The sequence below is a fragment of the Vibrio sp. 03-59-1 genome (genome assembly GCF_013114135.1).
In the GTDB taxonomy this organism is placed as follows: Bacteria; Pseudomonadota; Gammaproteobacteria; order Enterobacterales; family Vibrionaceae; genus Vibrio; species Vibrio cortegadensis.
The window spans coordinates 306,533-331,558 of the sequence record NZ_VTYA01000004.1 but is presented as its reverse complement, the minus strand read 5'-3'; the positions used below and the strand labels follow the sequence as shown (position 1 = coordinate 331,558).

Genomic DNA, 25,026 nt, shown 5'->3' with positions numbered 1-25,026 from the left:
TTAATTCACCTCAAGCTGTACTACGCTTCATAAGCATCGTTGTGAACGGCTTGTACAGCTCGACCTGATGGGTCAACACAGTTTTTGAATGACTCATCCCATTCAATTGCTTTTGCAGAAGAACAAGCAACTGAAGGGCCGCCAGGGACACATTCCGCAGCAGATTCTAGTGGGAATAGCTCTTCAAAAATTTCACGATAAGCATAACCCTCTTTAGTTGTTGGAGTGTTGTATGGGAAGCGGAATGCAGCCGTTTCCATCTGCTTATCTGTTACTTTAGCATCGGCGGTTGCTTTCAACGTATCAATCCACTCATAGCCCACACCATCAGAGAACTGCTCTTTTTGGCGCCATGCGATGTTGTGTGGCAAGTAATCTTCAAAACACTTACGTAAAATGTGCTTCTCCATTTTTCCGTTGCCACACATCTTATCTTCAGGGTTTAAACGCATTGCAACATCAATAAACTCTTTGTCTAAGAAAGGTACGCGTCCTTCAACGCCCCAAGCGGCTAGTGATTTATTTGCACGAGCACAGTCAAACATATTAAGCGCTAACAGCTTACGTACGGTTTCCTCATGAAATTCTTGAGCGTTTGGCGCTTTATGGAAGTATAGGTAACCGCCAAAGATTTCATCAGCACCTTCGCCAGACAGAACCATTTTGATGCCCATTGCTTTAATCTTACGAGCAAGAAGATACATAGGCGTTGATGCACGTATCGTTGTCACATCGTAGGTTTCAATGTGATAGATCACATCGCGAATGGCATCTAACCCTTCTTGGATTGTGTATGTCATTTCGTGGTGGACAGTACCAATTTGGTCTGCCACTTCTCGTGCTGCTTTAAGATCTGGAGCGCCTTCTAAGCCGACAGCAAAAGAGTGTAGCTGAGGCCACCATGCTTCTGACTGTTCGTCATCTTCAATACGCAGAGCTGCATAACGTTTTGCTACAGCAGATGTAATAGATGAATCGAGACCACCAGAGAGAAGAACACCATAAGGAACGTCAGTCATTAGTTGGCGTTTAACGGCATCTTCAAGAGCTTGAGTTAACTCTTCCATACTGGTTGAGTTGCCTTGTACCGCAGCATATTCATTCCAGTCACGAGTGTAGTAACGTTGTGGTTCAGCATCGTTAGAGCCGTAGAAGCAACCCGGAGGGAATTCACTTACTGTTTTACATACGGGTACGAGAGCTTTCATTTCTGAAGCAACGTAGTAGTTGCCGTGCTCATCATAACCCTGATAAAGCGGGATAATACCGATATGGTCACGACCGATAAGATACTGATCTTTCTCTTCATCGTATAAAACAAAAGCGAAAATACCGTTTAGCTCTTCAAGAAGATCGGCACCCATATCTTCGTATAGCGCTAAGATCACTTCACAGTCAGAGTCGGTCTGAAATTCATATTTACCTTCATAGCGAGCTCGAATTTCTTGATGGTTGTATATTTCGCCATTGACCGCCAGGATGTGTTTTTTATCCTGACTATAAAGCGGTTGAGCGCCACTGTTTAAGCCAACAATAGCCAAACGTTCGTGAGCTAGAATTGCATTGTCTGATGCATAGATACCAGACCAATCAGGTCCGCGATGACGAAGCTTTTTCGACATCTCTAAAGCAATAGGGCGAAGTGATGCAACATCACTTTTAATGTCTAGAATGCCAAATACTGAACACATACAACTTCCTTTTAATATAATTCGGTGCGATTGACTTTAATTTGCCATTTTGATTAAAAAAAGCAACCGTATTGCTTTAATTAAATATCAAATAGCTTTAATGATTAGAAAAAATTTAACCAAAAGCGAGTTTTGGTTGATTTTATCTAGTTATGGTGTGTTTTTTGAGCGATAAGGCTCTAAAGGTAGAACTTTAGAGCCTATTGGGTAAGGGTTAAGGCTTGTTAAAATTTGGTTTTAACTGCTTACATACATGACGAGCAAAACCTGAACCAGCTTCACTGTATATGTTAAATGCGGCATCAACACCATTCTCGACTAAACTGTCAAGTTGGTCTGTGTATTCAGCAATGGCGGCAATTTGACCTTGATAGTTGCGTAACTGTAGCTGCTCTAGGGCAATTTGGTTCCCTTGGTGATGAGGCATTGCAAGTAGTACGAGTTTGACATTTGCGGTGTCGAGTATGCGTTCCCAAAAATCGGGATCGGTTGCATCTCCTGAAATGACATTTCGTCCCTGAGTTCGATGTTGGTGTGCTGCATCTTCTCGTACTTCGACCCCAAGACTTATTTTTCCATATCGAGTACGTAACTCATCGTACGCACCAGTACCAATTCGACCCATTCCCAAAATCAAGATTTGAGCATGACCAGGGTTGATCAGTTGATCTCGGTTGTTGAGTTTCTCTGCCGCATGTTCTTTTAGCCACTTACCTGAACGCTGATACAGTCGATGGCCCTTACGGTTGAGTGGTGCTGCTAGTATGAAAGAGATAGAGACGGCAATCGCGATAGCAACCAGTATTTCTCCAGACATCCAGCCCATTTTAAATGCTAACCCACTGACGATAAGGCCAAATTCACTGTAGTTGAATAGAGACAAAGACGCGAGAAGTGACGTACGAACTCGAAATTTAAAATGGTTGAGCACCCAAAAATATAAGACCCCCTTAATTGGCAGTAGAAGTATAAAGAGTAGGGCCATCACCCCACCTTCAATGGTGGGTTTTACTGAGAGGCCAATATTTAAGAAAAAGCAGACAAGAAATAATTCTTTGAGATTAAATAGTGACTTAGACAGCTCTGATGCTTTTTTATGCCCAGCTAACAGCATGCCTAAAATCAGAGCACCAAGATCGGGCTTCATACCTACAACTTGAAATAACCCCGCACCAACCACTAATGCAAAAAAGACACCGCATAAAACGAGCATTTCACCGTGTCCGACCCAGTCAATAATTTTAAAGAAAATAGGGCGAAGAAAAGGTAAGAGGAAAAGCGCGATAGCGTACCATTCAGGTAGCTTTCCTGTTGATGCGGTTAGGAAGACCACAGCGAAGATATCTTGCATAACCAAAATACCAATGGCAATCGTGCCGTAGGTGGCATTCATTTCTCCTTTTTCTTGCAGAGACTTAACTGCAAAAACAGTACTAGAAAAAGAGAGTGCGAAACCAAGCAGTACGATTTGCTCAAGCGACATAGCGGCTAAAGATGAAATGCCAAGTATTTTGAAACCGAATAATAACGCACTGAAAATGGCAGTAGAGAGAAGGTTATGTACACTGGCTCCTGCCCATATTTCTTTGGATAAGAGTGTTTTTACGTCAAGTTTAAGGCCAATGGTGAAAAGCAGTAATGTCACACCTAAATCAGCAAGAGTGATTATGGTATCACTGGTTTGAATTCCAAAAGCATGCAGACCAAACCCGGCAAGCAGAAAACCAACTAAAGGGGGGAGGTTGCATTTAAGAGCAAAAAATCCGGCGATAAATGCCGTTGTGATTAAAATTAGTTCCATAGTTTTATAATTTTTATTCCTAGCTAAAAAACGGGCCGTGTTTATTCAAACACGGCCCGAGGCATTACTAAAGGATATTCACTTAATCTTCGAGTAATTTTTGTAACAGAACCCCATTTAGCATTGCTCGTTTGATCATAGCAAATGCTCCTTTAGTGGGTTGTTTATCGATTTCAGAAGCGACGATAGGTAATCCACTGTGGAATGTTGTTAGAGATTGGTTCTCTACATTTCGTCGTATCGCAGGGAATAAGATGTCTTGAGCTTTAGTAATATCACCCGCAATAATCACTTTTTGTGGATTGAACAAGTTGATTGTCATTGCAATTGCTTTACCAAGTTGATTTCCAACTCGAACCAAGCTCTGTTTTGCAAGTTCATCACCCGCAATAGCATGGCTGCATACATCATCAATAGTGATAACAGAAAGAGAAGCTAATGATGATTCATACCCTTGAGCAATTAATTTTTTGACTCGATCAATAATGGCAGGGTTAGCCGCTACGGTTTCTAAGCAGCCAAAGTTACCGCACTGACACTGCTCGCCAAGGGGATCGATCTGTATATGACCAATTTCACCAACGTTACGATTAAATCCTAAAAAGACTTGGCCGTTAACGATGATACCAGCACCGGTTCCGCGGTGGACACTGACAAGAATGGAGTCTTGGCTATCTTGGCTTGCGCCAAAGTAGTGTTCTGCTAATGCCATACCACGAACGTCATTACCAACAAAACACTCAACTTTAAACGCTTCGGTGAGCATTTTTCCAAGTGCTAAATTATCGATATCCGTATTTGGCATGTATTCCACAACGCCCGTTGTCGGGTTTACAAGGCCAGGAAGTGTTACGCCTATTGCAATAAGTTGATCGATACTTGATTGATGTTGTTTGATGAAAGCATCAAGGTGAACCAAAAGACCTTTCATTAATTCAGACTGATCTCGATATACTAACTCTTGTTGATCGAAAGCAAGTTCGACACCACCAAGGTTGTACAAACTGAATTGAATGTAGTCACGACCCAAACGCACTGCAATTGAATGAAAAGGTTCTACTTCTGTTGTCAGAGATATCGCTCTTCGGCCACCAGTAGAAGCTTGCTGCGCGACTTCTTTAATTAAGCCACGCTCAAGAAGTTGGCGGGTAATTTTTGTAACACTAGCAGGTGCAAGTTGACTTACATCTGCGACTTGGATTCGAGAGATTGGCCCTTGTTGGTCAATCAAACGATATACCGCTGCACTGTTTAGTTGTTTAACTAAATCTACGTTACCTATTTGTCCGCCATTCATGTTTAATTTTGCTCGTATTGTCCGTTAACTACAGTCGCTTGAACTTTGAAGTCATTATCAAAAATAGCAAGGTTAGCAACCATACCTTTTTTGATTCGGCCTAGCTTATTATCTACACCAATTGCTTGGGCAGGGTAAAGCGTCGCCATTCTTAGAGCTTCGTCCAATGCGATACCAGCGTGCTCAACTGTATTTTGTACAGCTTCGATCATAGTCAATGCTGAGCCGCCTAGTGTGCCGTTTTCATCAACACACTTACCATCACGGTAATATACTTTCTTACCGACAAAAATAAAGTAATCCATGTTAGCGCCTGCTGGAGCTGTGGCATCGGTCACTAATACAAGCTTTTCACCCTTAATTTTATGCGCGATACGAATATTGGCATAGTCAACGTGGAAGCCATCAGCGATAACGCCCGCGTACACATCCGGAGTATCATAGATTGCGCCAACAACGCCAGGTTCGCGTCCAACCATTGGAGTCATGGCATTAAATAAATGAGTGGCGAATGTGATACCCGCTTCAAAGCCTTTTCTTGCTTCAGTATAAGTTGCATTGGTATGGCCGATCGACACGACAATCCCTGCATTGTGCAAACGCTCAATATGTTCAGGATCATTCAACTCAGGCGCAAGCGTAACTTTGGCAATCAAATCGTTGTTTGCACAGATCAGATCAATCATTTCACTATCAGATTGACGAATGTGTTCTACACTATGGATGCCTTTTTTCATTACATTTAGATAAGGACCCTCTAGATGTAACCCAAGAGATTGATTTTGATGGGTATTGTGGTATTCGCGAGCGGCGTTAATAACCGCTTTCATGTCTTCGTCTGACGAGGTAATTAGCGTGGGTAAAAAGCTGGTACAGCCCGATTTTAGATTTGCTTTATGCATAATCTGCATCGTGTCTGCACTAATTTCGTCATTCAACATGACACCACCACAGCCATTAAGCTGAAGATCAATGAAACCAGGGCTAAGGTTTGCGCCGTTGAGGTCTACATTTTTAATGGTTGTAGGTAACTCTGATATCGGGCAGATTGCTTTAATCATTGCGTTTTCAATGATTAAAGCTTGATCGATTAAAATGTCACGACCCGTATATATTTTACAATTACTTAGCGCATACATGGTTAGCTAATCCTTATTTCTTGGGAGTGTGGTGAGTTATCTAGCAGCTAAAACTAAGTATACCTCTTTATCTGATACTTAGTTTGCGAACATCAATTAGATAACGGATTATCTTTCATAAAATGATATTTTGAAAGTGTGATGTTACTAAGTTTATGAAAAATAATAATTTAATTTGTTTTTATCTGGACGTTGTCATAAAGATTGCATTCACTGATTTGAATATTACGTCATATTTTTCTTATGAATATGAATCTCTAATCTTTAAACAATATCGCTAATTGCTCATTTTTTTTAATTGTAAAATAAGTTTTATGATCTCGCTAGCAAAAACCTCGATTTTTGACCAGATCTGGTGATTATGATCACAAATGAAGAGCTTTTAATTTGCGGAGCAAAATTAATAGCCTAAACTGAAAAGGACTAAATTGAGGGGCTGAAAAAAGTTTCTCTGACAAATTCTAAATTCCTATAGGGGGAACTAACAGTGAATATTCTTGGATATGCACAGAAGCTAGGTAAAGCATTAATGCTGCCAATCGCAACGCTTCCAATTGCGGCGCTTCTTTTAAGACTAGGTCAACCAGATTTACTTGATATTGCATTTATGGCTTCTGCTGGTAATGCAATCTTTAGCCAGCTACCTCTACTTTTCGGTTTAGGTATTGCTATTGGTCTTTCTAAAGATGGTAACGGTGCTGCAGGTCTTGCTGGTGCTGTGGCTTACTTTGTGTTGACCGCTACTGCTACAACAATTGATGCCAGTGTTAACATGTCATTCTTTGGTGGTATCTTCGCAGGTATCATTGCTGGTCACTCTTATAACGCTTTCCACGCGACTCGCCTACCTGAATGGTTAGCATTCTTCTCTGGTAAACGTCTTGTTCCAATCATGGCAGGTTTGTTTGCTCTAGTTGCGGGTGCGGTTTCTGGTGTGGTATGGCCTGGCGTTCAATCTGGTCTTGATGCTTTAGCTCACGCGGTATCAACGTCTGGCGCTGTTGGTCAATTTGTTTACGGTACTCTTAACCGTGCATTGATTCCTGTTGGCTTACACCATGTATTGAACTCTTACTTCTGGTTCGGTATGGGCACATGTCAAGAGATCGTAGTTGCAGGTCAAGGCGCATTTGCTGGTATTACACAACTTTGTGTTGACCCTGCGATTGCTAAAACACTTGTTGTTGGTCAGGAACATACATTCACATTCGCTAACTCTGTTACTCCTGAAATTACTACAGTAGTAAAAGAAGTGACTGAAACTCTGAAATCTGGCGACCTACACCGTTACTTCGGTGGTGATAAAGGTGCTGGCGTATTCATGAACGGTTTCTTCCCTGTAATGATGTTTGGTCTGCCAGGTGCTGCTCTTGCAATGTACCTAGCGGCTCCAGCTGAAAAACGCAGCCAAGTTGGTGGTGCTCTGTTCTCTGTTGCATTCTGTTCATTCCTAACGGGTATTACAGAACCTCTAGAGTTTATGTTCGTATTCCTAGCTCCTGCTCTATACGCAATGCACGCTGTATTTACTGGTCTGTCTCTAGTGGTTGCGAACATGTTCGGAACACTACATGGCTTCGGTTTCTCTGCAGGTCTGATTGACTTTGTCTTGAACTGGGGTCTTGCAACTAAACCAGTAACACTACTATTTATTGGTCTAGCATTTGGTGCTCTATACTTCTTTACTTTCAGCTTCGCAATCCGCGCATTCAATTTGAAGTCGCCAGGTCGTGAAGATGATGATGAAGAAGCCGCGCCTTCTGGTGATGCTCCTAAAGGTGACATTGCACGTCAATACTTGAAAGCTTTAGGTGGTCACGAAAACCTAACATCAATTGATGCTTGTATTACTCGCCTACGTCTTACACTCAAAGATCGTTCTATCGCTGACGAAGCAGTACTTAAAAAGCTTGGTGCGAAAGGTGTGGTTAAACTAGGTGAAAACAACCTTCAAGTGATTCTTGGCCCACTAGCTGAAATCGTCGCTGGCGAAATGAAAGCGATTGGTGCTGGTGAAGACCTATCTGATGTGAAACTGCCTTAGTTATCACAAGCTAAAAATTGACTTTAATGCCTCCTTTGGGAGGCATTTTTTGTTTTTCAAAGAATGAATCACTTACTTATTGTTCGATGTCAGTTTTATTTAAGATTAAACGCACGGTAGTAGTTGTGTCTAAGCTTATAATTGTGGATGATTGACGGCTATATATTCTGACAATACTAAACCATAGAGGTGCTATAGATGAGTGAAGCTGAGGCTCGTCCATCGAATTTTATTCGCCAAATCATTGATAAAGATTTAGCTGATGGTAAACACTCGAGTGTTCATACTCGTTTTCCGCCAGAACCAAACGGCTATTTGCATATTGGTCACGCGAAATCTATCTGTTTAAATTTTGGTATTGCTCAGGACTACCAGGGGCAGTGTAATCTGCGTTTTGATGATACTAACCCTGAAAAAGAAGACGTTGAGTACGTTGAGTCTATTAAAAATGACGTAAGTTGGTTAGGCTTCGAGTGGGCTGGTGATATCTGTTATTCATCAAACTATTTCGATCAGTTATACGCTTATGCAGTTGAATTGATTAATAAAGGCTTAGCGTATGTTGACGAGCTAAGTCCAGAGCAGATCCGTGAATATCGTGGCACGCTAACTGAGCCAGGTAAACACAGCCCGTACCGTGAACGCTCACCTGAAGAAAACTTAGCGTTATTTGAAAAAATGCGCGATGGTGGCTTTGAAGAAGGTAAGGTGTGCTTACGCGCAAAAATTGATATGGCATCGCCATTTATGGTTATGCGTGATCCAGTTATTTATCGTGTACGTTTTGCGCATCACCATCAAACCGGTGATAAATGGTGCATTTACCCAATGTACGATTTTACTCACTGCATTTCTGATGCGTTAGAAGGGATCACTCACTCTATCTGTACTCTTGAATTCCAAGATAACCGTCGTTTGTACGATTGGGTATTAGAGAACATTACGATTGATTGCCAACCACGTCAGTATGAATTTAGTCGCCTAAATTTAGAATACACGGTGATGTCTAAACGTAAACTGAGCCAACTGGTTACAGAGAATCTAGTCAATGGCTGGGATGACCCACGCATGCCTACGATTTCGGGCTTGCGCCGTCGTGGCTTTACATCGGCGTCTATTCGTGAATTCTGTAAACGTATCGGTGTAACGAAGCAAGAGAACATGATTGAATTTGGTTCATTAGAATCTTGCATTCGTGATGATCTGAATGAAAACGCACCTCGCGCCATGGCTGTTCTTGATCCTATTAAAGTGGTTATCGAAGACTTTAATGCGGATAGTGTCGAAGTTCTGAACGTTTCAAATCATCCAAATAAGCCTGAAATGGGCTCTCGTGAGGTACCATTCACGCGTGAGATTTGGATTGAGCGTGATGACTTCCGCGAAGAAGCGAACAAGAAATACAAGCGTTTAGTGCTTGGTAAAGAAGTTCGTCTACGTGGCGCTTATGTGATTAAAGCTGAGCGTATCGAGAAAGATGATGCAGGTAATATCACTACGATTTTCTGTTCATACGATAATGAAACTCTAGGTAAGAACCCAGCAGACGGCCGTAAAGTAAAAGGTGTTATTCACTGGGTATCGGCTGACAAAGGCCTACCTGCTGAAATTCGCTTGTACGATCGTTTGTTTACGGTACCTAACCCAGCAGCAGCGGAAAACTTCTCAGATACGTTAAACCCTGAGTCATTAGTCGTACTGCAAGGTTTTGTCGAGCCAAGTCTTGCAACGGCTAAAGCTGAATCGGGTATTCAGTTTGAGCGTACAGGCTACTTCTGTGTTGATTCAAAAGATTCAACTGCAGATGCTCTAGTCTTTAACCGAACTGTTGGTTTGCGTGATACGTGGGCGAAAATTGACGGTTAATCTCTGTATAGTGAGATAACGGGTTAAATAAAAAAGCCAGTGATGTGAGTCACTGGCTTTTTAGTTTCTGTTCAACCTATTTGAATCTAAAAGATTGATTACGCTTGTGCTGTAAGTAAAAAAAATACCAGCTAAGTTACTGGTATTTAGATGTTTATATGAATCTACTTCGCTTTATGTGCATCTGGGTTATCTTTACATGTCCCATCACCACATTTGCCGTATAGATATAAGCTATGGTTTGTTAGGCGAACGTTGTATTTCTCAGCAATCTCACTTTGGCGTTGTTCAATGATATCGTCCGAAAATTCGATAACTTCACCACAGTCAAGACACACAAGATGGTCATGATGGTGCTGTGTTGAAAGTTCAAAAACCGATTTACCACCTTCAAAGTGATGACGAGTCACAATTCCTGCATCATCAAACTGGTTAAGAACGCGATAAACAGTAGCAAGACCAATTTCTTCACCTAGGTCTATCAGCTTTTTATAGAGTTCTTCAGCACTGATATGTTGGCATTCTGGTTGCTGTAATACTTCTAAAATTTTGAGCCTTGGAAGGGTAACTTTAAGCCCAGCATCCTTTAGCGCTTGGTTATTGTCCGACATATACTTTCCTGTGGTGATTTGCAGCAATTAACAGAAGTCATTATTACAAGTATTATAGGTTACTCAGAGATAACAATAAACCACGAACTTCAAAGGGTTACTAGTTTACTTTTGTAAAGTTGTGAATTGTCACTTATAGTGGACATCTGACCAGTTACAATTTGATAACATAGGGAACGTTCGGACAGGAAGTTATGAATAAGAATTTAGCAAAGATATATAAACCAGGGGTGGTTAAATTTGCACTGAATATATGGCCTCCATTTTGGGGAGCGGGTATTCACATTGAGCGAATCAGTGGCGATTTTAGAACCGTGAACATGAAGTTAAAGTTACGCTGGTGGAACAAAAATGCCAATAGAACCCAATATGGAGGCAGCATTTTCTCATTAACAGATCCTGTTTACTCTTTGATGTTAATGGGTATTTTAGGCGAACGATATTATGTATGGGATAAAGAGGCAAGCATTAACTTTATGAAGCCTGGGCAATCAGACCTTTATGCCGACTTTGAGATCTCACAAAATCAATTAGATGATATTTACCGCTCAACGGTTGATGGGGATAAGTGTTTTCCTGAATTTATTATCCATATTAAGGATAAGAAAGGGAATGTTGTCGCGGAAGTACAAAGAAAACTTTATGTGCGTAAGAAGCCGCAATTTAGAGAAGAAGAGTTATTAGAACAATAAAAAAGCCTCCAGTGGCGGAGGCTCTTAAATTTTGGATTGCTGGGTTAGATTAGTCTTCTAATTCAGCTAGGCACATCTCTTCATGGATCTGTTGAACCCATTTAGAAACACGCTCATCCGTGAGTTCTGGTTGACGATCTTCATCAATACATAGACCAACGAAGCTATTTTCATCGCCATCAACTAGTGCTTTTGATGCTTCAAATTCGTAGCCTTCAGTTGGTGTGTAACCAATGATAGTACCGCCTTTAGCTTCAACGATATCGCGGATAGTGCCCATCGCGTCACAGAAGTACTCAGCGTAATCTTCTTGATCACCACAGCCGAAAATAGCAACAAGCTTAGTTGAGAAATCAATCGCTTCTAGTTCTGGGAAGAAATCGTCCCAATCACATTGTGCTTCACCGTAGTACCACGTTGGAATGCCAAGCAATAGCAGATCAAAGTTATCAATATCTTCTTTGCTGCTTTTTGCAATGTCTTGAACGTGAACGAGCTTTTTGCTCAGTTGCTTTTGGATCGTCTTTGCAATAGCTTCGGTATTACCTGTATCGCTACCAAAGAAGAGACCTACACTTGCCATAGAATCGTTACCTTTAATATTTGTCTGTTTTAACACAAAGTTACGTGAAGGATTAGCCTAATCCAGTTCCTTCCCAGCTAAGCTGAATGAGCCCTTTAGCAACAAATCCAGCACAACCAAGAAATAGAACCATCCATACAATTCGACGCCCGAAAACTGGAACATTACCTTGTTTCAAGACATCTTTGATCGCCATACCTATTAAGAAAAAGATACCAGCAAACAATAGATCCAATCCAAAAGATTCCAATTGATTCATGTAGTCGTAAAGCATGAGTGTCCTTTTATGCCAATTTTACTTGCGCGCACTATACCACTGTTGTGACACAAAGTTAATCATGGTGTCACCGTCTGCTTCTCATTAATTTGTATTTATTAATCGCAGCAGAACTATAAGAATTTGCGGATTGCTCTTAGTACTTCAACTGGTTTTTCAGCATGTAACCAATGCCCTGTATTCGCAATGACATGAGCCTTCGCATTCGAAAACTGTGATTGAACATCGGCCTGGTGATCGGCGGTCAAATAGTCAGAGTCTCCCCCTTTAACGAATAGGGTAGGTGTCATTGACTTAGTTATTGGTTCCCAATCTAAAATCGATAAGTAGTTGTTCATGATCGAATCTACATTAAAGCGCCAACGCATTGTGTTTTCGACTTTTATGATGGATTTAGACAAAAACTGCCTGACACCATCGATTTCAATATGTTCAGCCAATGTTGTCATCACTTCAGATCGTGACGAGAGATTCGCGGCTGATACGGCAGTCAGACCAGCGAAGACATTGTCGTGTTTACGTTGATGATAGGCGACAGGAGCCATGTCCAAAATGATCTGCTTCATCACAAGGTGTGGCGCGAGATCAGTGACTTTCATTGCGACTTTCCCCCCCATCGAGTGTCCGATTAAGATTACCGACGCGAGATCTAAGTGATCAAGCAGCGAGATAATATCTTCAGCCATTACCTGGTAATTGTGAACATCGGAGTGAAAAGAGAGGCCGTGATTACGAAGATCAATGCTAAGTACTTGATGATCTTCCTTAAGGTCTCGTGAAAGCAGGCCTAAGTTGTCCAAATTTCCAAATAATCCGTGGATCAAAACGACAGTTTGACCTTGGCCTTCGAGTTTGTAGTTAAGAAGTGCTGACATTTTATCTTATTCATGATGGGTTTAACGTAGAGTATCGGTAAAGATCTCGCTATAATCCATCAGAGTTTAAACATTGAGATTGTGAAAAGCGAATGAAAACAATTGAGGTTGATGAGGATCTATACCGTTTTATTGCTGGCCAAACCCAACATATCGGTGAAAGTGCGTCGGATATTTTACGCCGTTTATTGAATGTTGATGGGCAAGCTGTGAAACCACAGCCCGTAGCTAATAAGCCACAGGGTATTGTTGTAAGTAAGGATGCGGGTAAAGTAAACCACATCGACAGCGTTAAAGAGATGCGCTCTTTACTTATTTCAGATGAATTTGCCTCACTGAAAAAGGCAATTGATCGATTTATGTTAGTACTGTCGACTCTGCACACGATTAACCCAGAGAGCTTTTCAGAAGCGACTCAGGTGAAAGGGCGTAAACGAGTCTATTTTGCAGACAACGAAGCAACATTACTGGCAAATGGTAATACGACCAAGCCAAAGGCAATCCCTAATTCGCCTTTCTGGGTTATTACCAATAATAACACTAGCCGTAAAAGGCAGATGGTAGAACAGCTGATGAGCAGGATGAATTATCAGGCTGACTTAATCGAAAAAGTATCAGCTTCAATTTAAAAAGTCTGATTTAAACCTCATAATGCCACGCTAAGAGTCGATATTATGAGGTTTTTTTTATTTTTTGGTTTTTATATTAAAAGGATGTCAATAAATGGCTATGCACCCTCGTGCCGGGCAGAAAGCTCAGCAAGAAGATTTACATAATATTCCGGCTTTAGTTGCAAATTACTTCTTACTTCAACCTACCCCTGGTCACTCTGATCATAAAGTGTTATTCGGTACCTCTGGTCACCGTGGTACAGCAGACAAATCAACATTTAATGAGAACCATATTTTAGCGATTGCCCAAGCCGTAGCTGAAGTACGTGCAGAGAAAGGCACAACGGGCCCTCTATTTGTTGGTAAAGATACGCATGCATTGTCTGAACCTGCGTTTTCAACGGTTGTAGAAGTACTGATTGCCAATGGTGTGAAAGTTATCACTCAAGCGGATAATGGCTATACGCCAACGCCTGGCGTATCACATGCGATTTTAACTTATAACTTAACGCACGATGATAAAGCGGACGGTATCGTTATTACGCCATCACATAATCCACCTCAAGATGGCGGGATCAAATATAACCCTGTTCACGGTGGCCCTGCTGAAGGCGAACTCACACAGGCGATTGAAGATCGCGCAAATGCTTTGATTACTGAAGGCTTACAAGGCGTTAAACGTATGCCTCTAGCGGATGCAAAAGCATCAGAGTTATTTGTTGAGCTTGATTTGGTAAAACCATACATCGACGATTTAGTGAATGTTGTTGATATGGATGCGATTCAAAAATCAGGTTTGAAACTAGGCGTTGATCCACTTGGCGGTTCTGGTATCGATTACTGGCGTCAAATCGGCCAAGCGTACAACCTAGATCTTACATTGGTAAGTGAAGCGATTGATCCTTCATTCCAATTTATGTCACTTGATAAAGATGGCGTTGTTCGTATGGACTGCTCATCGCCATATGCAATGGCAGGTTTGTTAGCGCTTAAAGATGACTACGATCTTGCTTTTGGTAATGACCCAGATTACGACCGTCATGGCATTGTGACTTCTAAAGGTTTGATGAATCCTAACCATTTCCTAGCGGTTTGTATTGATTACCTATACCGTCACCGCGAAGGGTGGGGCAAAGAAGTTGCTGTTGGTAAAACTCTAGTATCAAGTGCATTGATTGACCGTGTGGTTGCGGATTTAGGCCGTGAACTTTGCGAAGTTCCAGTTGGCTTCAAATGGTTTGTTGATGGCTTGTACGAAGGTAAGTTTGGCTTCGGTGGTGAAGAGAGTGCTGGAGCCTCTTTCTTACGTAAAGATGGTACGCCTTGGTCTACTGATAAAGATGGCATCATTCTTTGTCTGCTTGCGGCTGAAATTACCGCGGTAACGGGTAAGAACCCACAACAGTATTACGAAGAGCTTGCAGCAAAACATGGTGAGTCTAAGTACAACCGTATCCAAGCTGTGGCTAATGGTGCGCAAAAAGACGTACTTAAGAAACTCTCTCCTGAGATGGTATCTGCAGAAACACTGGCGGGTGACGCGATTACGGCTCGATTGACTCACGCTCCGGGTAACGGTGCAGCCATTGGTGGTCTTAAAGTGACGACTGAAAATGGTTGGTTCGCGGCGCGTCCATCAGGAACGGAAGACATCTACAAAATTTACTGCGAAAGCTTTAAAGGTGAAGATCATCTAAAAGCCATTGAAGCCGAAGCTCAAGAGATTGTAAATCAGGTCTTTGCAGCCGCAGGTCTTTAAAGCGAAATGATGAAGCTGTGCGGTATGAACTAAGAGCTATTAATAGTAAATATCGAACTCTTTAGTCTATCTAGGAACCCAGTACTCACTGGGTTCTTCTATTCAGAAGCGGTTAACTTCTCGACCATCATTGAGTAATTCATTGTGGCTTTTTGTAAGATAGTCGTGCCATTTACACATTGTTTGGCCAGTCGTCTGGTACAACAAACCAAAATTCTCCCTCTTTAGTCTGTCCATGAATAAAGCGATCTTCTGGCCGTTCAACCGGCAGACCAAACACATCAATTCCAGCAGCCCAACACTCTTTTGGTAGGTGATAAAGCGGCTGACCAATACGATCCCATTGATGCTGGTAGCACCAAAATCCTGATATTTGGCTCGTGTTGAGTGTGTAACCAAGGCAATGTCCTGGAATCGGTTCGTGATCAAATGGATTTACATAAAGCCGACCTTGCATTAGAAGATGTTCAGATCGGTTCTCATATTGGGGGTATTGCTGGATAAAAGGATCAGATTGGCTCATTTTCAGCTGGTGATTCAACATTCGGGATAGCTTTTTATCCAGTTGATCATGGGCATTAGGGCCAAACCAAGTGCCTTGGTGCAAAAGGTAGAATTTAATCGCGATCTCCCAATGCTCATACTCTTGGTGTGGAGTTTCCAATATCAAATCGATCGCCCCAAGTGTTTGTCCGCTAGGTGCGTTGATCTGTACCTCTTCTAAAGAAAGGTCGTAATGTTGTGATTGCTGTAGAGCGTGAGTGCAGAGATATTGATAGAGAAAACCGAGCCGAGGATTTCCGCAATAATGCTTATCGTCAGCCAAAGGCGGAATCGATAGTTTGGAAAAATCTTCAAACGGTGCTTGTAACTGAAAAAGAGCAGGGGTGTTGATTATCCATTGGTAAAAACGCTGTAACGAATTCATCTCTTTCCTTAGAAGATAGCGACCTTTCAACATTGTAGCGTGGATAGTAGAGTAACTTGAGTATAAAATCTTACGATAAATAGAAACATGGACAAAGCAATGAACAATATTCAGCTGGAAAAGATTTTAAACGAAAAATTGTCACCTCAGCTTATTAAAGATTACAGCCCTAATGGAATGCAGGTTGAAGGTGCAACAGAGATCAAACGAGTGGTTACGGGTGTGACGGCTTCACAAGCTCTCATCGACAAAGCGGTAGAGTTAAATGCCGATGCGCTGATCGTCCATCACGGCTATTTTTGGAAAGGTGAAGCGGAACCTATTCGTGGGATGAAAGGCAAGCGAATTCGCACCCTCATCAAAAGCGATATTAATCTTTATGCTTATCACCTGCCGCTAGATATCCACCCAGAGCTCGGTAACAACGCGGAGTTGGCTCGTTTACTTGATATTGATGTGGAAGGTGGACTAGAAGGTCACCCGCAGTCTGTGGCGATGTTTGGCCGTTTTAAGCAAGCCATGACAGGCAGTGAATTAGCGGAAAAAATGGACCAAGTTCTTGATCGTACCCCTCTTCATATTACACCAGAAAATCAAGATAAGCTGATTGAGACTATTGGTTGGTGTAGTGGTGGCGGGCAAGATTATATTGAGATGGCGGCGCAGCATGGGTTAGATGCTTTTATGTCCGGTGAAGTGTCTGAACGCACGACTTACACTGCCCGTGAACAAGATATTCATTACTTCTCTGCTGGTCATCATGCAACGGAGCGTTATGGCATTAAAGCGTTGGGCGAATGGTTAGCGGCAGAGTACGATCTTGATGTGACATTTATTGATATCAATAATCCAGTTTAAAGCCACTTCAGCAGCTACACATACAAACAAAAATGAAAAGGCTTGATCAATTGATCAAGCCTTTATGCTTTGTTAGAACTTAGAACTTAGAACTTAGAACTTAGAACTTAGAACTTAGAACTTAGAACTTAGAACTTAGAACTTAGAAAAGCTATTCACGTTCATGCAATGGTTTGAAATCACGTTGCTCTTCACCAGTATAAAGCTGGCGAGGACGACCAATACGGTTAGTTGGGTCGGCATGCATTTCATTCCAGTGTGCAATCCAACCCACTGTACGAGACAGAGCAAAGATTACAGTGAACATTGATACTGGGATACCAATCGCTTTCAGAATGATACCTGAGTAGAAATCGACATTCGGGTAAAGTTTCTTCGAAACAAAGTACTCATCAGATAGAGCAATACGTTCAAGTTCCATTGCCACATCAAGTAGTGGATCTTTAATATCTAATTCTTTCAATACTTCATGACAAGCTTCGCGCATTACTGTTGCGCGTGGATCATAGTTTTTGTAGACACGGTGACCAAAGCCCATTAAGCGGAATGGGTCATCTTTGTCTTTTGCTCGTGCAACATACTCTTCGATGTTATCAACTGAACCAATCTCTTCTAGCATACGTAGACATGCTTCGTTAGCACCACCGTGAGCTGGTCCCCATAGAGAAGCAATACCTGCCGCGATACAAGCAAATGGGTTAGCACCAGATGAACCTGCTAAACGAACGGTAGACGTTGAGGCATTTTGTTCGTGGTCGGCATGCAGAGTGAAAATTTTGTCCATCGCACGAGCGACAATTGGATTCACATCATAGTCTTCACATGGATTAGCAAACATCATGTGTAAGAAGTTTTCCGCATAGCCTAGGTCATTGCGTGGGTAGATAAACGGTTGACCTATTGAATATTTGTAACACATTGCTGCCAGTGTCGGCATTTTAGAAATAAGACGGTATGCCGCTATTTCTCGGTGTGTATCATTGTTGATATCAAGTGAATCGTGATAGAAAGCCGCAAGTGCTCCAACCACACCACACATTACTGCCATTGGGTGAGCATCACGACGGAAGCCGTGGAAGAAACTAGCAATTTGCTCATGAACCATGGTGTGACGTGTAACAATACGTTTAAATTCATCATATTGTTCACGAGTAGGGGCTTCGCCATAAAGTAGAATATAACAAACTTCTAGATAGTCTGAATTATTGGCTAATTGATCAATCGGGTAGCCGCGGTGTAAAAGAATGCCTTTATCACCATCGATGAATGTGATTGATGATTCACAAGACGCAGTGGCAAGAAAACCAGGGTCAAAAGTAAAGAAACCATTTGAACCTAGAGTACGAACGTCAATAACGGGAGTACCTAATGCACCCTCCATGATTGGCAATTCAATTGGCGCTTTACCTTCAACGTGAAGGGTAGCTTTCTTATCCGCCATAACAATCTCCTTTGTTTATTATTTAATCCGTCCAGGATGTTTATGTGACAATTTTTTACTGCTCTTAGGTCCTAAAGTCAATTTTTCTATTTTTTTGTGTGCACTTGTTATGATTTTTCATATTAAAATCGTTAAAAATCTGTTCTACGTAGCATAATTTGTTACATCAATTGTATTAAGATGTTGCCAGTCGTATAGTGATGCTGAAAATTTTGGTGAAATCCTTATAAATTCAAGGCTGAAATGAATTGTGAGGTTGGATTTTTAGTCTTGTTGTTAACATTTTTATTACATTTAACTCGGCGTTAAAGGCGGATTGATGTTAGGTAAATGTTAACTTTTGTGGGTTTGCCACCAAAATTTGTATATAACTATAAATGCTCAATGGAGCTGAGTGAGCAAGCCTGTGAAAGAAAGAAAATCAAGACCTGTTAATTTAGATTTACAGACCATCCAATTCCCAATTACTGCAATTGCATCAATCTTGCACCGTGTTTCTGGTGTGATTATGTTTGTGGCGATTGGTATCCTGCTTTGGTTGCTATCTATTTCCCTCTCTTCCCCTGTTGGTTTCATGGAAGCAAGCGACATTGTCGATGGCTTTTTCGTGAAATTTATTCTTTGGGGCATCCTAACTGCTTTGGCTTATCACATTGCTGGTGGTATTCGTCATCTTCTTATGGATCTTGGACATTTTGAAGAGCTCGAATCTGGCGCAATGAGTGCGAAGGTAGCTTTTGGTGCGACAGCTGTATTGTCATTACTTGCGGGGGTTTTAGTATGGTAAGCAACGTTTCATCGTTTGGCCGTAATGGCGTGCATGATTTCCTATTAATTCGTGCATCTGCAATTATTATGACGCTTTACACTATTTACCTAGTGAGCTTCTGTGCTTTCTCAGGTGATATCTCTTACGTATCTTGGACGCAATTCTTTGGTGGTACTTTTACTAAAGTCTTCACCATGCTTGCGCTTCTGTCTGTACTGATTCATGCATGGATCGGTCTATGGCAGGTTCTTACGGATTATATCAAGTGCACAAAACTGCGTGGCGGTTTACAGCTTGGTATTGTTGCCGTATTGCTTGGATACTTTTTCTCTGGCCTATTTATTTTGTGGGGTGCGTAAGTGACTATTCCTGTTCGTGAGTTTGATGCCGTAGTAATTGGCGCTGGTGGTGCTGGCATGCGTGCCGCGCTACAAATTTCAGAGCAAGGCCTATCTTGTGCATTGCTTTCAAAAGTTTTTCCTACTCGTTCTCATACTGTATCTGCACAAGGCGGTATTACCGTTGCTCTTGGTAATGCGCATGAAGATCACTGGGAACAACATATGTACGATACGGTAAAGGGCTCTGATTATATTGGAGACCAAGATGCGATTGAGTACATGTGTAAAAATGGTCCTGAGTCCGTTATTGAACTAGAGAAAATGGGGCTTCCATTCTCTCGCTTTGATAATGGCACTATTTACCAACGTCCGTTTGGTGGCCAATCTAAGAATTTTGGTGGCGAGCAAGCCGCTCGTACTGCAGCAGCGGCAGACCGTACGGGTCACGCATTGCTGCATACGCTTTACCAGCAAAACATTAAGCATAAAACGACAGTGTTTTCTGAGTGGTATGCACTTGATCTTGTTAAAAATGAAGATGGTGCCATTCTTGGAACAACGGCGTTATGCATGGAAACTGGCGAAGTTTGTTACTTTAAATCTAAAGCAACGATCCTAGCGACTGGTGGTGCTGGCCGTATTTACGCTTCAACAACTAACGCCCATATCAATACAGGCGATGGTGTTGGCATGGCGATTCGTGCAGGCGTACCAATGCAAGACATCGAAATGTGGCAGTTCCACCCAACGGGTATTGCTGGCGCAGGCGTTCTTGTTACTGAAGGCTGTCGTGGTGAAGGTGGTTACCTTCTGAATAAAGATGGCGAACGTTTCATGGAGCGTTATGCTCCGAATGCGAAAGACTTAGCGGGTCGTGATGTGGTTGCTCGTTCAATGATGATCGAGATCCGTGAAGGACGCGGTTGTGATGGTCCTTGGGGTCCACACATTAAGCTGAAACTGGATCACTTAGGTAAAGATACGCTTGAGTCGCGTCTTCCTGGTGTTTGTGAGCTCTCTCGTACGTTTGCTCACGTTGATCCAGTGAAAGAGCCGATTCCAGTTATCCCAACGTGTCACTACATGATGGGCGGCGTTCCGACTCAAGTTTCTGGTCAGGCAATTAAGCAAGACGAATCGGGTGCGGATGTCGAAATCCAAGGTTTATTCGCATGTGGTGAAATTGCATCAGTATCGGTACATGGCGCGAACCGCTTAGGTGGCAACTCACTGCTTGATTTGGTTGTATTTGGACGTGCGACTGGTCTTCACTTGGGTGAAACACTCGATAAGCAAGCGGAAGCTAAACCCGCGACTGAAGCGGATATTGAGAAATCTCTTGAGCGTTATAACCGTTGGGAAAACAGTACCGGTGGCGAAGACCCAGCTCAAATTCGTAAAGATCTTCAACAGTGTATGCAAAATAACTTCTCGGTATTCCGTGAAGGCGATGCAATGGCTAAAGGCTTGGAAGAGCTTAAAGTTATCCGTGAACGTCTGAAAAATGCCCACCTTTCTGACAAGTCGACAGAATTCAACACTCAACGTATCGAGTGTTTAGAGTTAGAAAACTTGATGGAAACCGCATTTGCAACAGCTGTTGCGGCGAACTACCGAACTGAAAGTCGTGGCGCTCATGCTCGCTTTGACTTCCCTGAGCGTGACGATGCAAATTGGCTATGCCACTCCGTTTACAACCCTGAGACAGAGTCTATGTCTAAGCGTAATGTGAATATGGAACCGGTTCACCGTGAAGCATTCCCACCGAAAGCTCGTACGTACTAAGGAGAGGACACTATTATGAAATTGAAATTCTCTTTGTACCGATATAATCCGGACGTCGATCAAAAGCCGTACATGAAGGATTATACTTTAGAAGTAGAAGAAGGCTCTGACATGATGTTGTTGGATGCGCTTATTTTACTGAAAGAGCAAGATGCGAGTATTTCATTCCGTCGTTCATGCCGTGAAGGTGTGTGTGGTTCAGATGGTTTGAATATGAACGGTAAGAATGGCTTAGCGTGTATCACATCGTTGTCTGCATTGATGACACAAGATACTATCGTGATTAGACCTTTACCGGGTCTTCCCGTGGTTCGTGACTTGATTGTCGATATGACTCAATTCTATGACAACTATGAAAAAGTGAAACCATTCTTGGTGTCTGATGGTAACGTACCACCAGCGCGCGAAAACCTACAAAGTCCAGATGAACGTGCTCATTTAGATGGTCTGTATGAATGTATCATGTGTGCATGTTGTACCACTTCATGCCCGTCGTTTTGGTGGAACCCTGATAAATTCATCGGACCAGCGGGTCTTCTTGCGGCGTATCGTTGGCTAATTGATAGCCGTGATACCGCTACAGATGAACGTTTATCTAATCTTGACGACGCATTTAGTGTTTTTCGTTGCCATGGCATCATGAACTGTGTAAGTGTTTGTCCTAAGGGACTTAATCCGACGAAAGCAATTGGCCATATCAAGTCAATGTTGGTAAATCGTTCGGTTTAATAAACAATAAAATTGCTGGCTCATGTTGAGCCAGCGTTTATAGCTCGGCATAGACCGCAGCGAATGTGAAACTACTGGTTAAGGGAAAATATGCAGAACGGCGTGATGAAGGCATGGCTCGAGTCTTCACACTTGGCTGGCGCCAATGCAACTTATGTAGAAGAACTCTACGAACTGTATCTTAGCGATCCTGATCTGGTAAGTGAGGAGTGGAAACGTGTATTTGATGAGTTGCCTACGCAAGCATCAGAAGTGGTTGAACAACCGCATTCACGTGTCCGTGATTACTTCCGTCGACTCGCGCAAGAAACAAAGCATTACAATGTCCAAGTTAGTGATCCCGATGTCGATGCAAAACAAGTAAAAGTACTGCAACTTATCAATGCTTACCGTTTCCGTGGGCATCAAGCTGCAAACCTAGACCCGCTTGGGTTATGGAAAAGAGATGCAGTCGCTGAACTGGATCCATCATTTCATACACTCACTGATGAAGACCTCAATGAAACATTCAACGTAGGTTCTTTCGCTATTGGTCAAGAGACCATGGTATTGAAAGATCTGCATAAAGTGTTGAAGCAAACTTATTGTGGTTCAATCGGTGCAGAATACATGCATATGACTAATACAGAACAGAAACGTTGGATTCAACAACGTTTAGAGTCTGTTTCTGGTCAACCATCATTTAATAAAGAAGAGAAGAGAGCATTTCTAGATGAGCTGACAGCAGCTGAAGGTCTAGAACGCTATCTTGGCGCTAAATTCCCCGGTGCAAAACGATTCTCTTTAGAAGGTGGTGACGCGTTGATTCCAATGACGAAAGAGATCATTCGTCATGCTGGTGGTCAAGGTATGCGTGAAGTGGTTGTTGGAATGGCCCACCGTGGTCGTTTAAACATGCTGGTTAACGTACTGGGTAAAAAGCCACAAGATCTGTTTGATGAATTTGCGGGTAAAAAGCACGATGACACATGGGGAACCGGCGATGTTAAATATCACCAAGGTTTCTCTGCTGACTTTGCTGCTCCTGGCGGTGATGTCCATCTAGTTCTTGCGTTTAACCCTTCTCACTTAGAAATCGTAAACCCTGTAGTTATTGGTTCCGTTCGTGCTCGTCAAGATCGTTTAGGCGATTGTGATGGTAGCCGTGTTCTACCAATTACAATTCATGGTGACTCTGCGATTGCTGGTCAAGGTGTAGTACAAGAGACGTTTAATATGTCTCAAGCGCGTGGTTTCTGTGTGGGTGGTACGGTTCGTATCGTGGTGAATAACCAAGTTGGTTTCACTACATCTAACCCTCGTGATACACGCTCTACTATGTATTGTACTGATATCGCGAAGATGGTTCAGGCCCCAATTTTCCACGTGAATGCCGATGACCCAGAAGCGGTAGCATTTATTGCACGATTAGCGCTTGATTACCGTAATACATTTAAGCGTGATGTCGTGATTGATTTGGTTTGTTATCGCCGTCATGGCCATAACGAAGCCGATGAGCCGAATGCAACTCAGCCACTGATGTATCAAAAAATCAAAAAACACCCAACACCACGTAAGCTGTATGCTGATGTGCTGATTGATCGCGGTGAATTTGATATTGAAACGGCAACGCAGCTAGTTAACGAATATCGAGATGCGCTTGACCATGGTGAAGTCGTGGTTAAAGAGTGGCGTCCTATGACATTACACTCTGTGGATTGGTCTCCATATTTAGGCCATGAGTGGAATATGGAATGGGATCACAAAATTGATATTGAGCGCTTAAAAGAGCTTGGTAATCGATTATGCCAATATCCAGACAGCCATAAACTACAAAGCCGTGTTAATAAGCTTTATAACGATCGTACCGCAATGATGTTGGGTGAAAAACAACTCGATTGGGGTATGGCAGAAACATTAGCATATGCAACATTAGTTGATGATGGTAAGCGTATTCGTATCTCAGGCCAAGATTCTGGTCGTGGTACTTTCTTCCATCGACACTCTGTTTTGCATAACCAAGATGATGCGAGTACTTACGTTCCTCTTGCGAATATCCACGATAGCCAAGGTCCTTTCCAAGTGTTTGATTCGGTTCTTTCTGAAGAAGCGGTATTAGCATTTGAATACGGTTACGCAACCGCAGAGCCGGGTGGGTTAACTCTTTGGGAAGCTCAATTTGGTGATTTCGCCAATGGTGCTCAAGTGGTTATTGACCAATTTATTTCATCAGGTGAGCAGAAGTGGGCACGACTATGTGGCTTAACGATGTTGCTTCCTCATGGTTATGAAGGTCAAGGTCCCGAGCACTCGTCAGCACGTTTAGAGCGTTACTTACAGCTGTGTGCTGAACAGAATATGCAAGTGGTTGTTCCGTCAACACCTGCTCAGGTTTATCACATGTTGCGCCGTCAAGTTGTCCGTCCTATGCGTCGTCCACTTATCGTGATGTCTCCTAAATCATTGTTGCGCCATCCGTTATGTACTTCTTCTTTAGAAGACCTAGCTGAAGGCTCATTCCAACCTGCCATTGCAGAAGTGGATGATTTAGATGCGTCAGGTGTGAAACGTGTTGTGTTCTGTTCTGGTAAAGTTTATTACGACTTGTTAGAGCAGCGCCGTAAAAACGAGCAAGAAGACGTAGCGATTGTCCGAATCGAGCAGATTTACCCATTCCCTAAAGAGGAAGTGGAAGCGGCAATTGCACAATATACCAATGTAGTGGATTTCGTATGGTGCCAAGAAGAGCCGCAAAACCAAGGCGCTTGGTACTCTAGCCAGCATAACTTCAGAGCCGCAATTCCTGCAGGCGCTGATCTTAAATACGCGGGACGTGCAGCTTCTGCATCTCCAGCGGTTGGTTATATGTCAGTACACTTGAAACAGCAGAAAGCGTTAGTTGACGACGCTTTGACCCTAGCTTAAGAACTAGAAGAATAAGGACGAAACA

21 protein-coding genes are annotated in these 25,026 nt (G+C 42.5%); 11 read left to right on the top strand and 10 right to left on the bottom strand.

Annotation, left to right across the window (positions count from 1 at the left end; genetic code table 11):
• Positions 1–20: 20 nt before the first annotated feature.
• From asnB to nagA, 4 genes are all read right to left on the bottom strand, one after another.
• Positions 21–1,691 (bottom strand): asparagine synthase B, encoded by a 1,671-nt coding sequence (gene asnB, locus F0249_RS06230; RefSeq protein ID WP_136993974.1) that lies wholly within the window; start codon positions 1,689–1,691, stop codon positions 21–23.
• 214 nt (positions 1,692–1,905) lie between these two features.
• On the bottom strand, positions 1,906–3,492 hold the full coding sequence (locus tag F0249_RS06225) for a cation:proton antiporter family protein (RefSeq protein WP_171756157.1): 1,587 nt from the start codon (positions 3,490–3,492) through the stop codon (positions 1,906–1,908).
• An 82-nt stretch (positions 3,493–3,574) separates the two neighbouring features.
• Entirely contained in the window at positions 3,575–4,789 is a 1,215-nt protein-coding gene (locus F0249_RS06220) for an ROK family protein (protein ID WP_017053263.1), read from the bottom strand.
• A gap of 2 nt (positions 4,790–4,791) precedes the next feature.
• Positions 4,792–5,928: an N-acetylglucosamine-6-phosphate deacetylase gene (gene nagA, locus F0249_RS06215; protein ID WP_171756156.1), complete on the bottom strand. Its 1,137-nt coding sequence runs from the start codon at positions 5,926–5,928 to the stop codon at positions 4,792–4,794.
• Positions 5,929–6,415: 487 nt separating this feature from the next.
• On the opposite strand from nagA, the gene nagE reads away from it, so the two are divergent.
• Together nagE and glnS are read left to right on the top strand one after the other, a co-directional pair.
• Positions 6,416–7,972 (top strand): N-acetylglucosamine-specific PTS transporter subunit IIBC, encoded by a 1,557-nt coding sequence (gene nagE / locus F0249_RS06210; protein WP_171756155.1) that lies wholly within the window; start codon positions 6,416–6,418, stop codon positions 7,970–7,972.
• Positions 7,973–8,170: 198 nt separating this feature from the next.
• Positions 8,171–9,838 carry a glutamine--tRNA ligase gene (gene glnS, locus F0249_RS06205; RefSeq protein WP_017053260.1) on the top strand — a complete coding sequence of 556 codons (1,668 nt, stop codon included), beginning with the start codon at positions 8,171–8,173 and terminating at the stop codon, positions 9,836–9,838.
• A 164-nt stretch (positions 9,839–10,002) separates the two neighbouring features.
• Here the strand turns inward: glnS and fcrX are convergent, their stop codons facing one another.
• Positions 10,003–10,449 carry a ferric iron uptake transcriptional regulator FcrX gene (gene fcrX, locus F0249_RS06200; protein WP_017053259.1) on the bottom strand — a complete coding sequence of 149 codons (447 nt, stop codon included), beginning with the start codon at positions 10,447–10,449 and terminating at the stop codon, positions 10,003–10,005.
• Between the two features lie 194 nt (positions 10,450–10,643).
• Between fcrX and F0249_RS06195 the strand changes: the two genes are divergently transcribed.
• Complete coding sequence (locus tag F0249_RS06195; RefSeq protein ID WP_017053258.1) at positions 10,644–11,141, top strand: DUF4442 domain-containing protein; 498 nt, start codon at positions 10,644–10,646, stop codon at positions 11,139–11,141.
• A gap of 49 nt (positions 11,142–11,190) precedes the next feature.
• On the opposite strand, the gene fldA is transcribed toward F0249_RS06195, so the two are convergent.
• The 3 genes from fldA to F0249_RS06180 all read right to left on the bottom strand — a co-directional run bounded on the left by fldA (position 11,191) and on the right by F0249_RS06180 (position 12,876).
• Positions 11,191–11,724, bottom strand: a complete 534-nt coding sequence (gene fldA / locus F0249_RS06190) for a flavodoxin FldA (protein ID WP_029203441.1) — start codon at positions 11,722–11,724, stop codon at positions 11,191–11,193.
• 52 nt (positions 11,725–11,776) lie between these two features.
• A complete protein-coding gene (locus F0249_RS06185; RefSeq protein WP_017053256.1) occupies positions 11,777–11,998 on the bottom strand; it encodes a DUF2788 domain-containing protein in 222 nt (73 codons plus the stop codon).
• 116 nt (positions 11,999–12,114) lie between these two features.
• Positions 12,115–12,876, bottom strand: a complete 762-nt coding sequence (locus F0249_RS06180; RefSeq protein ID WP_171756154.1) for an alpha/beta fold hydrolase — start codon at positions 12,874–12,876, stop codon at positions 12,115–12,117.
• 92 nt (positions 12,877–12,968) lie between these two features.
• On the opposite strand from F0249_RS06180, the gene seqA reads away from it, so the two are divergent.
• A complete protein-coding gene (seqA, locus tag F0249_RS06175) occupies positions 12,969–13,505 on the top strand; it encodes a replication initiation negative regulator SeqA (protein ID WP_171756153.1) in 537 nt (178 codons plus the stop codon).
• A 94-nt stretch (positions 13,506–13,599) separates the two neighbouring features.
• The gene (gene pgm / locus F0249_RS06170) at positions 13,600–15,246 is read left to right on the top strand and encodes a phosphoglucomutase (alpha-D-glucose-1,6-bisphosphate-dependent) (protein ID WP_171756152.1); all 1,647 of its coding nucleotides are present in this window, start codon (positions 13,600–13,602) and stop codon (positions 15,244–15,246) included.
• 172 nt (positions 15,247–15,418) lie between these two features.
• Here pgm and F0249_RS06165 read toward each other — a convergent pair whose 3' ends face one another.
• A complete protein-coding gene (locus F0249_RS06165) occupies positions 15,419–16,174 on the bottom strand; it encodes a DUF1853 family protein (protein ID WP_017053252.1) in 756 nt (251 codons plus the stop codon).
• 99 nt (positions 16,175–16,273) lie between these two features.
• On the opposite strand from F0249_RS06165, the gene F0249_RS06160 reads away from it, so the two are divergent.
• Positions 16,274–17,032 carry a Nif3-like dinuclear metal center hexameric protein gene (locus F0249_RS06160; protein ID WP_171756151.1) on the top strand — a complete coding sequence of 253 codons (759 nt, stop codon included), beginning with the start codon at positions 16,274–16,276 and terminating at the stop codon, positions 17,030–17,032.
• A 151-nt stretch (positions 17,033–17,183) separates the two neighbouring features.
• On the opposite strand, the gene F0249_RS06155 is transcribed toward F0249_RS06160, so the two are convergent.
• Positions 17,184–18,473, bottom strand: a complete 1,290-nt coding sequence (locus F0249_RS06155; protein WP_017051350.1) for a citrate synthase — start codon at positions 18,471–18,473, stop codon at positions 17,184–17,186.
• A 394-nt stretch (positions 18,474–18,867) separates the two neighbouring features.
• Here F0249_RS06155 and sdhC point away from each other — a divergent pair, with 394 nt between their 5' ends.
• From sdhC to sucA, 5 genes are all read left to right on the top strand, one after another.
• Positions 18,868–19,260 (top strand): succinate dehydrogenase cytochrome b556 subunit, encoded by a 393-nt coding sequence (sdhC, locus tag F0249_RS06150; protein ID WP_017051349.1) that lies wholly within the window; start codon positions 18,868–18,870, stop codon positions 19,258–19,260.
• A complete protein-coding gene (gene sdhD, locus F0249_RS06145) occupies positions 19,254–19,601 on the top strand; it encodes a succinate dehydrogenase, hydrophobic membrane anchor protein (RefSeq protein WP_017051348.1) in 348 nt (115 codons plus the stop codon). The genes sdhC and sdhD overlap by 7 nt, the downstream gene beginning before the upstream one ends.
• A complete protein-coding gene (gene sdhA, locus F0249_RS06140; protein WP_171756150.1) occupies positions 19,602–21,368 on the top strand; it encodes a succinate dehydrogenase flavoprotein subunit in 1,767 nt (588 codons plus the stop codon).
• Between the two features lie 15 nt (positions 21,369–21,383).
• Positions 21,384–22,097 (top strand): succinate dehydrogenase iron-sulfur subunit, encoded by a 714-nt coding sequence (locus F0249_RS06135; protein ID WP_017051346.1) that lies wholly within the window; start codon positions 21,384–21,386, stop codon positions 22,095–22,097.
• A gap of 90 nt (positions 22,098–22,187) precedes the next feature.
• The gene (sucA, locus tag F0249_RS06130; RefSeq protein ID WP_171756149.1) at positions 22,188–25,001 is read left to right on the top strand and encodes a 2-oxoglutarate dehydrogenase E1 component; all 2,814 of its coding nucleotides are present in this window, start codon (positions 22,188–22,190) and stop codon (positions 24,999–25,001) included.
• Positions 25,002–25,026: the final 25 nt, after the last annotated feature.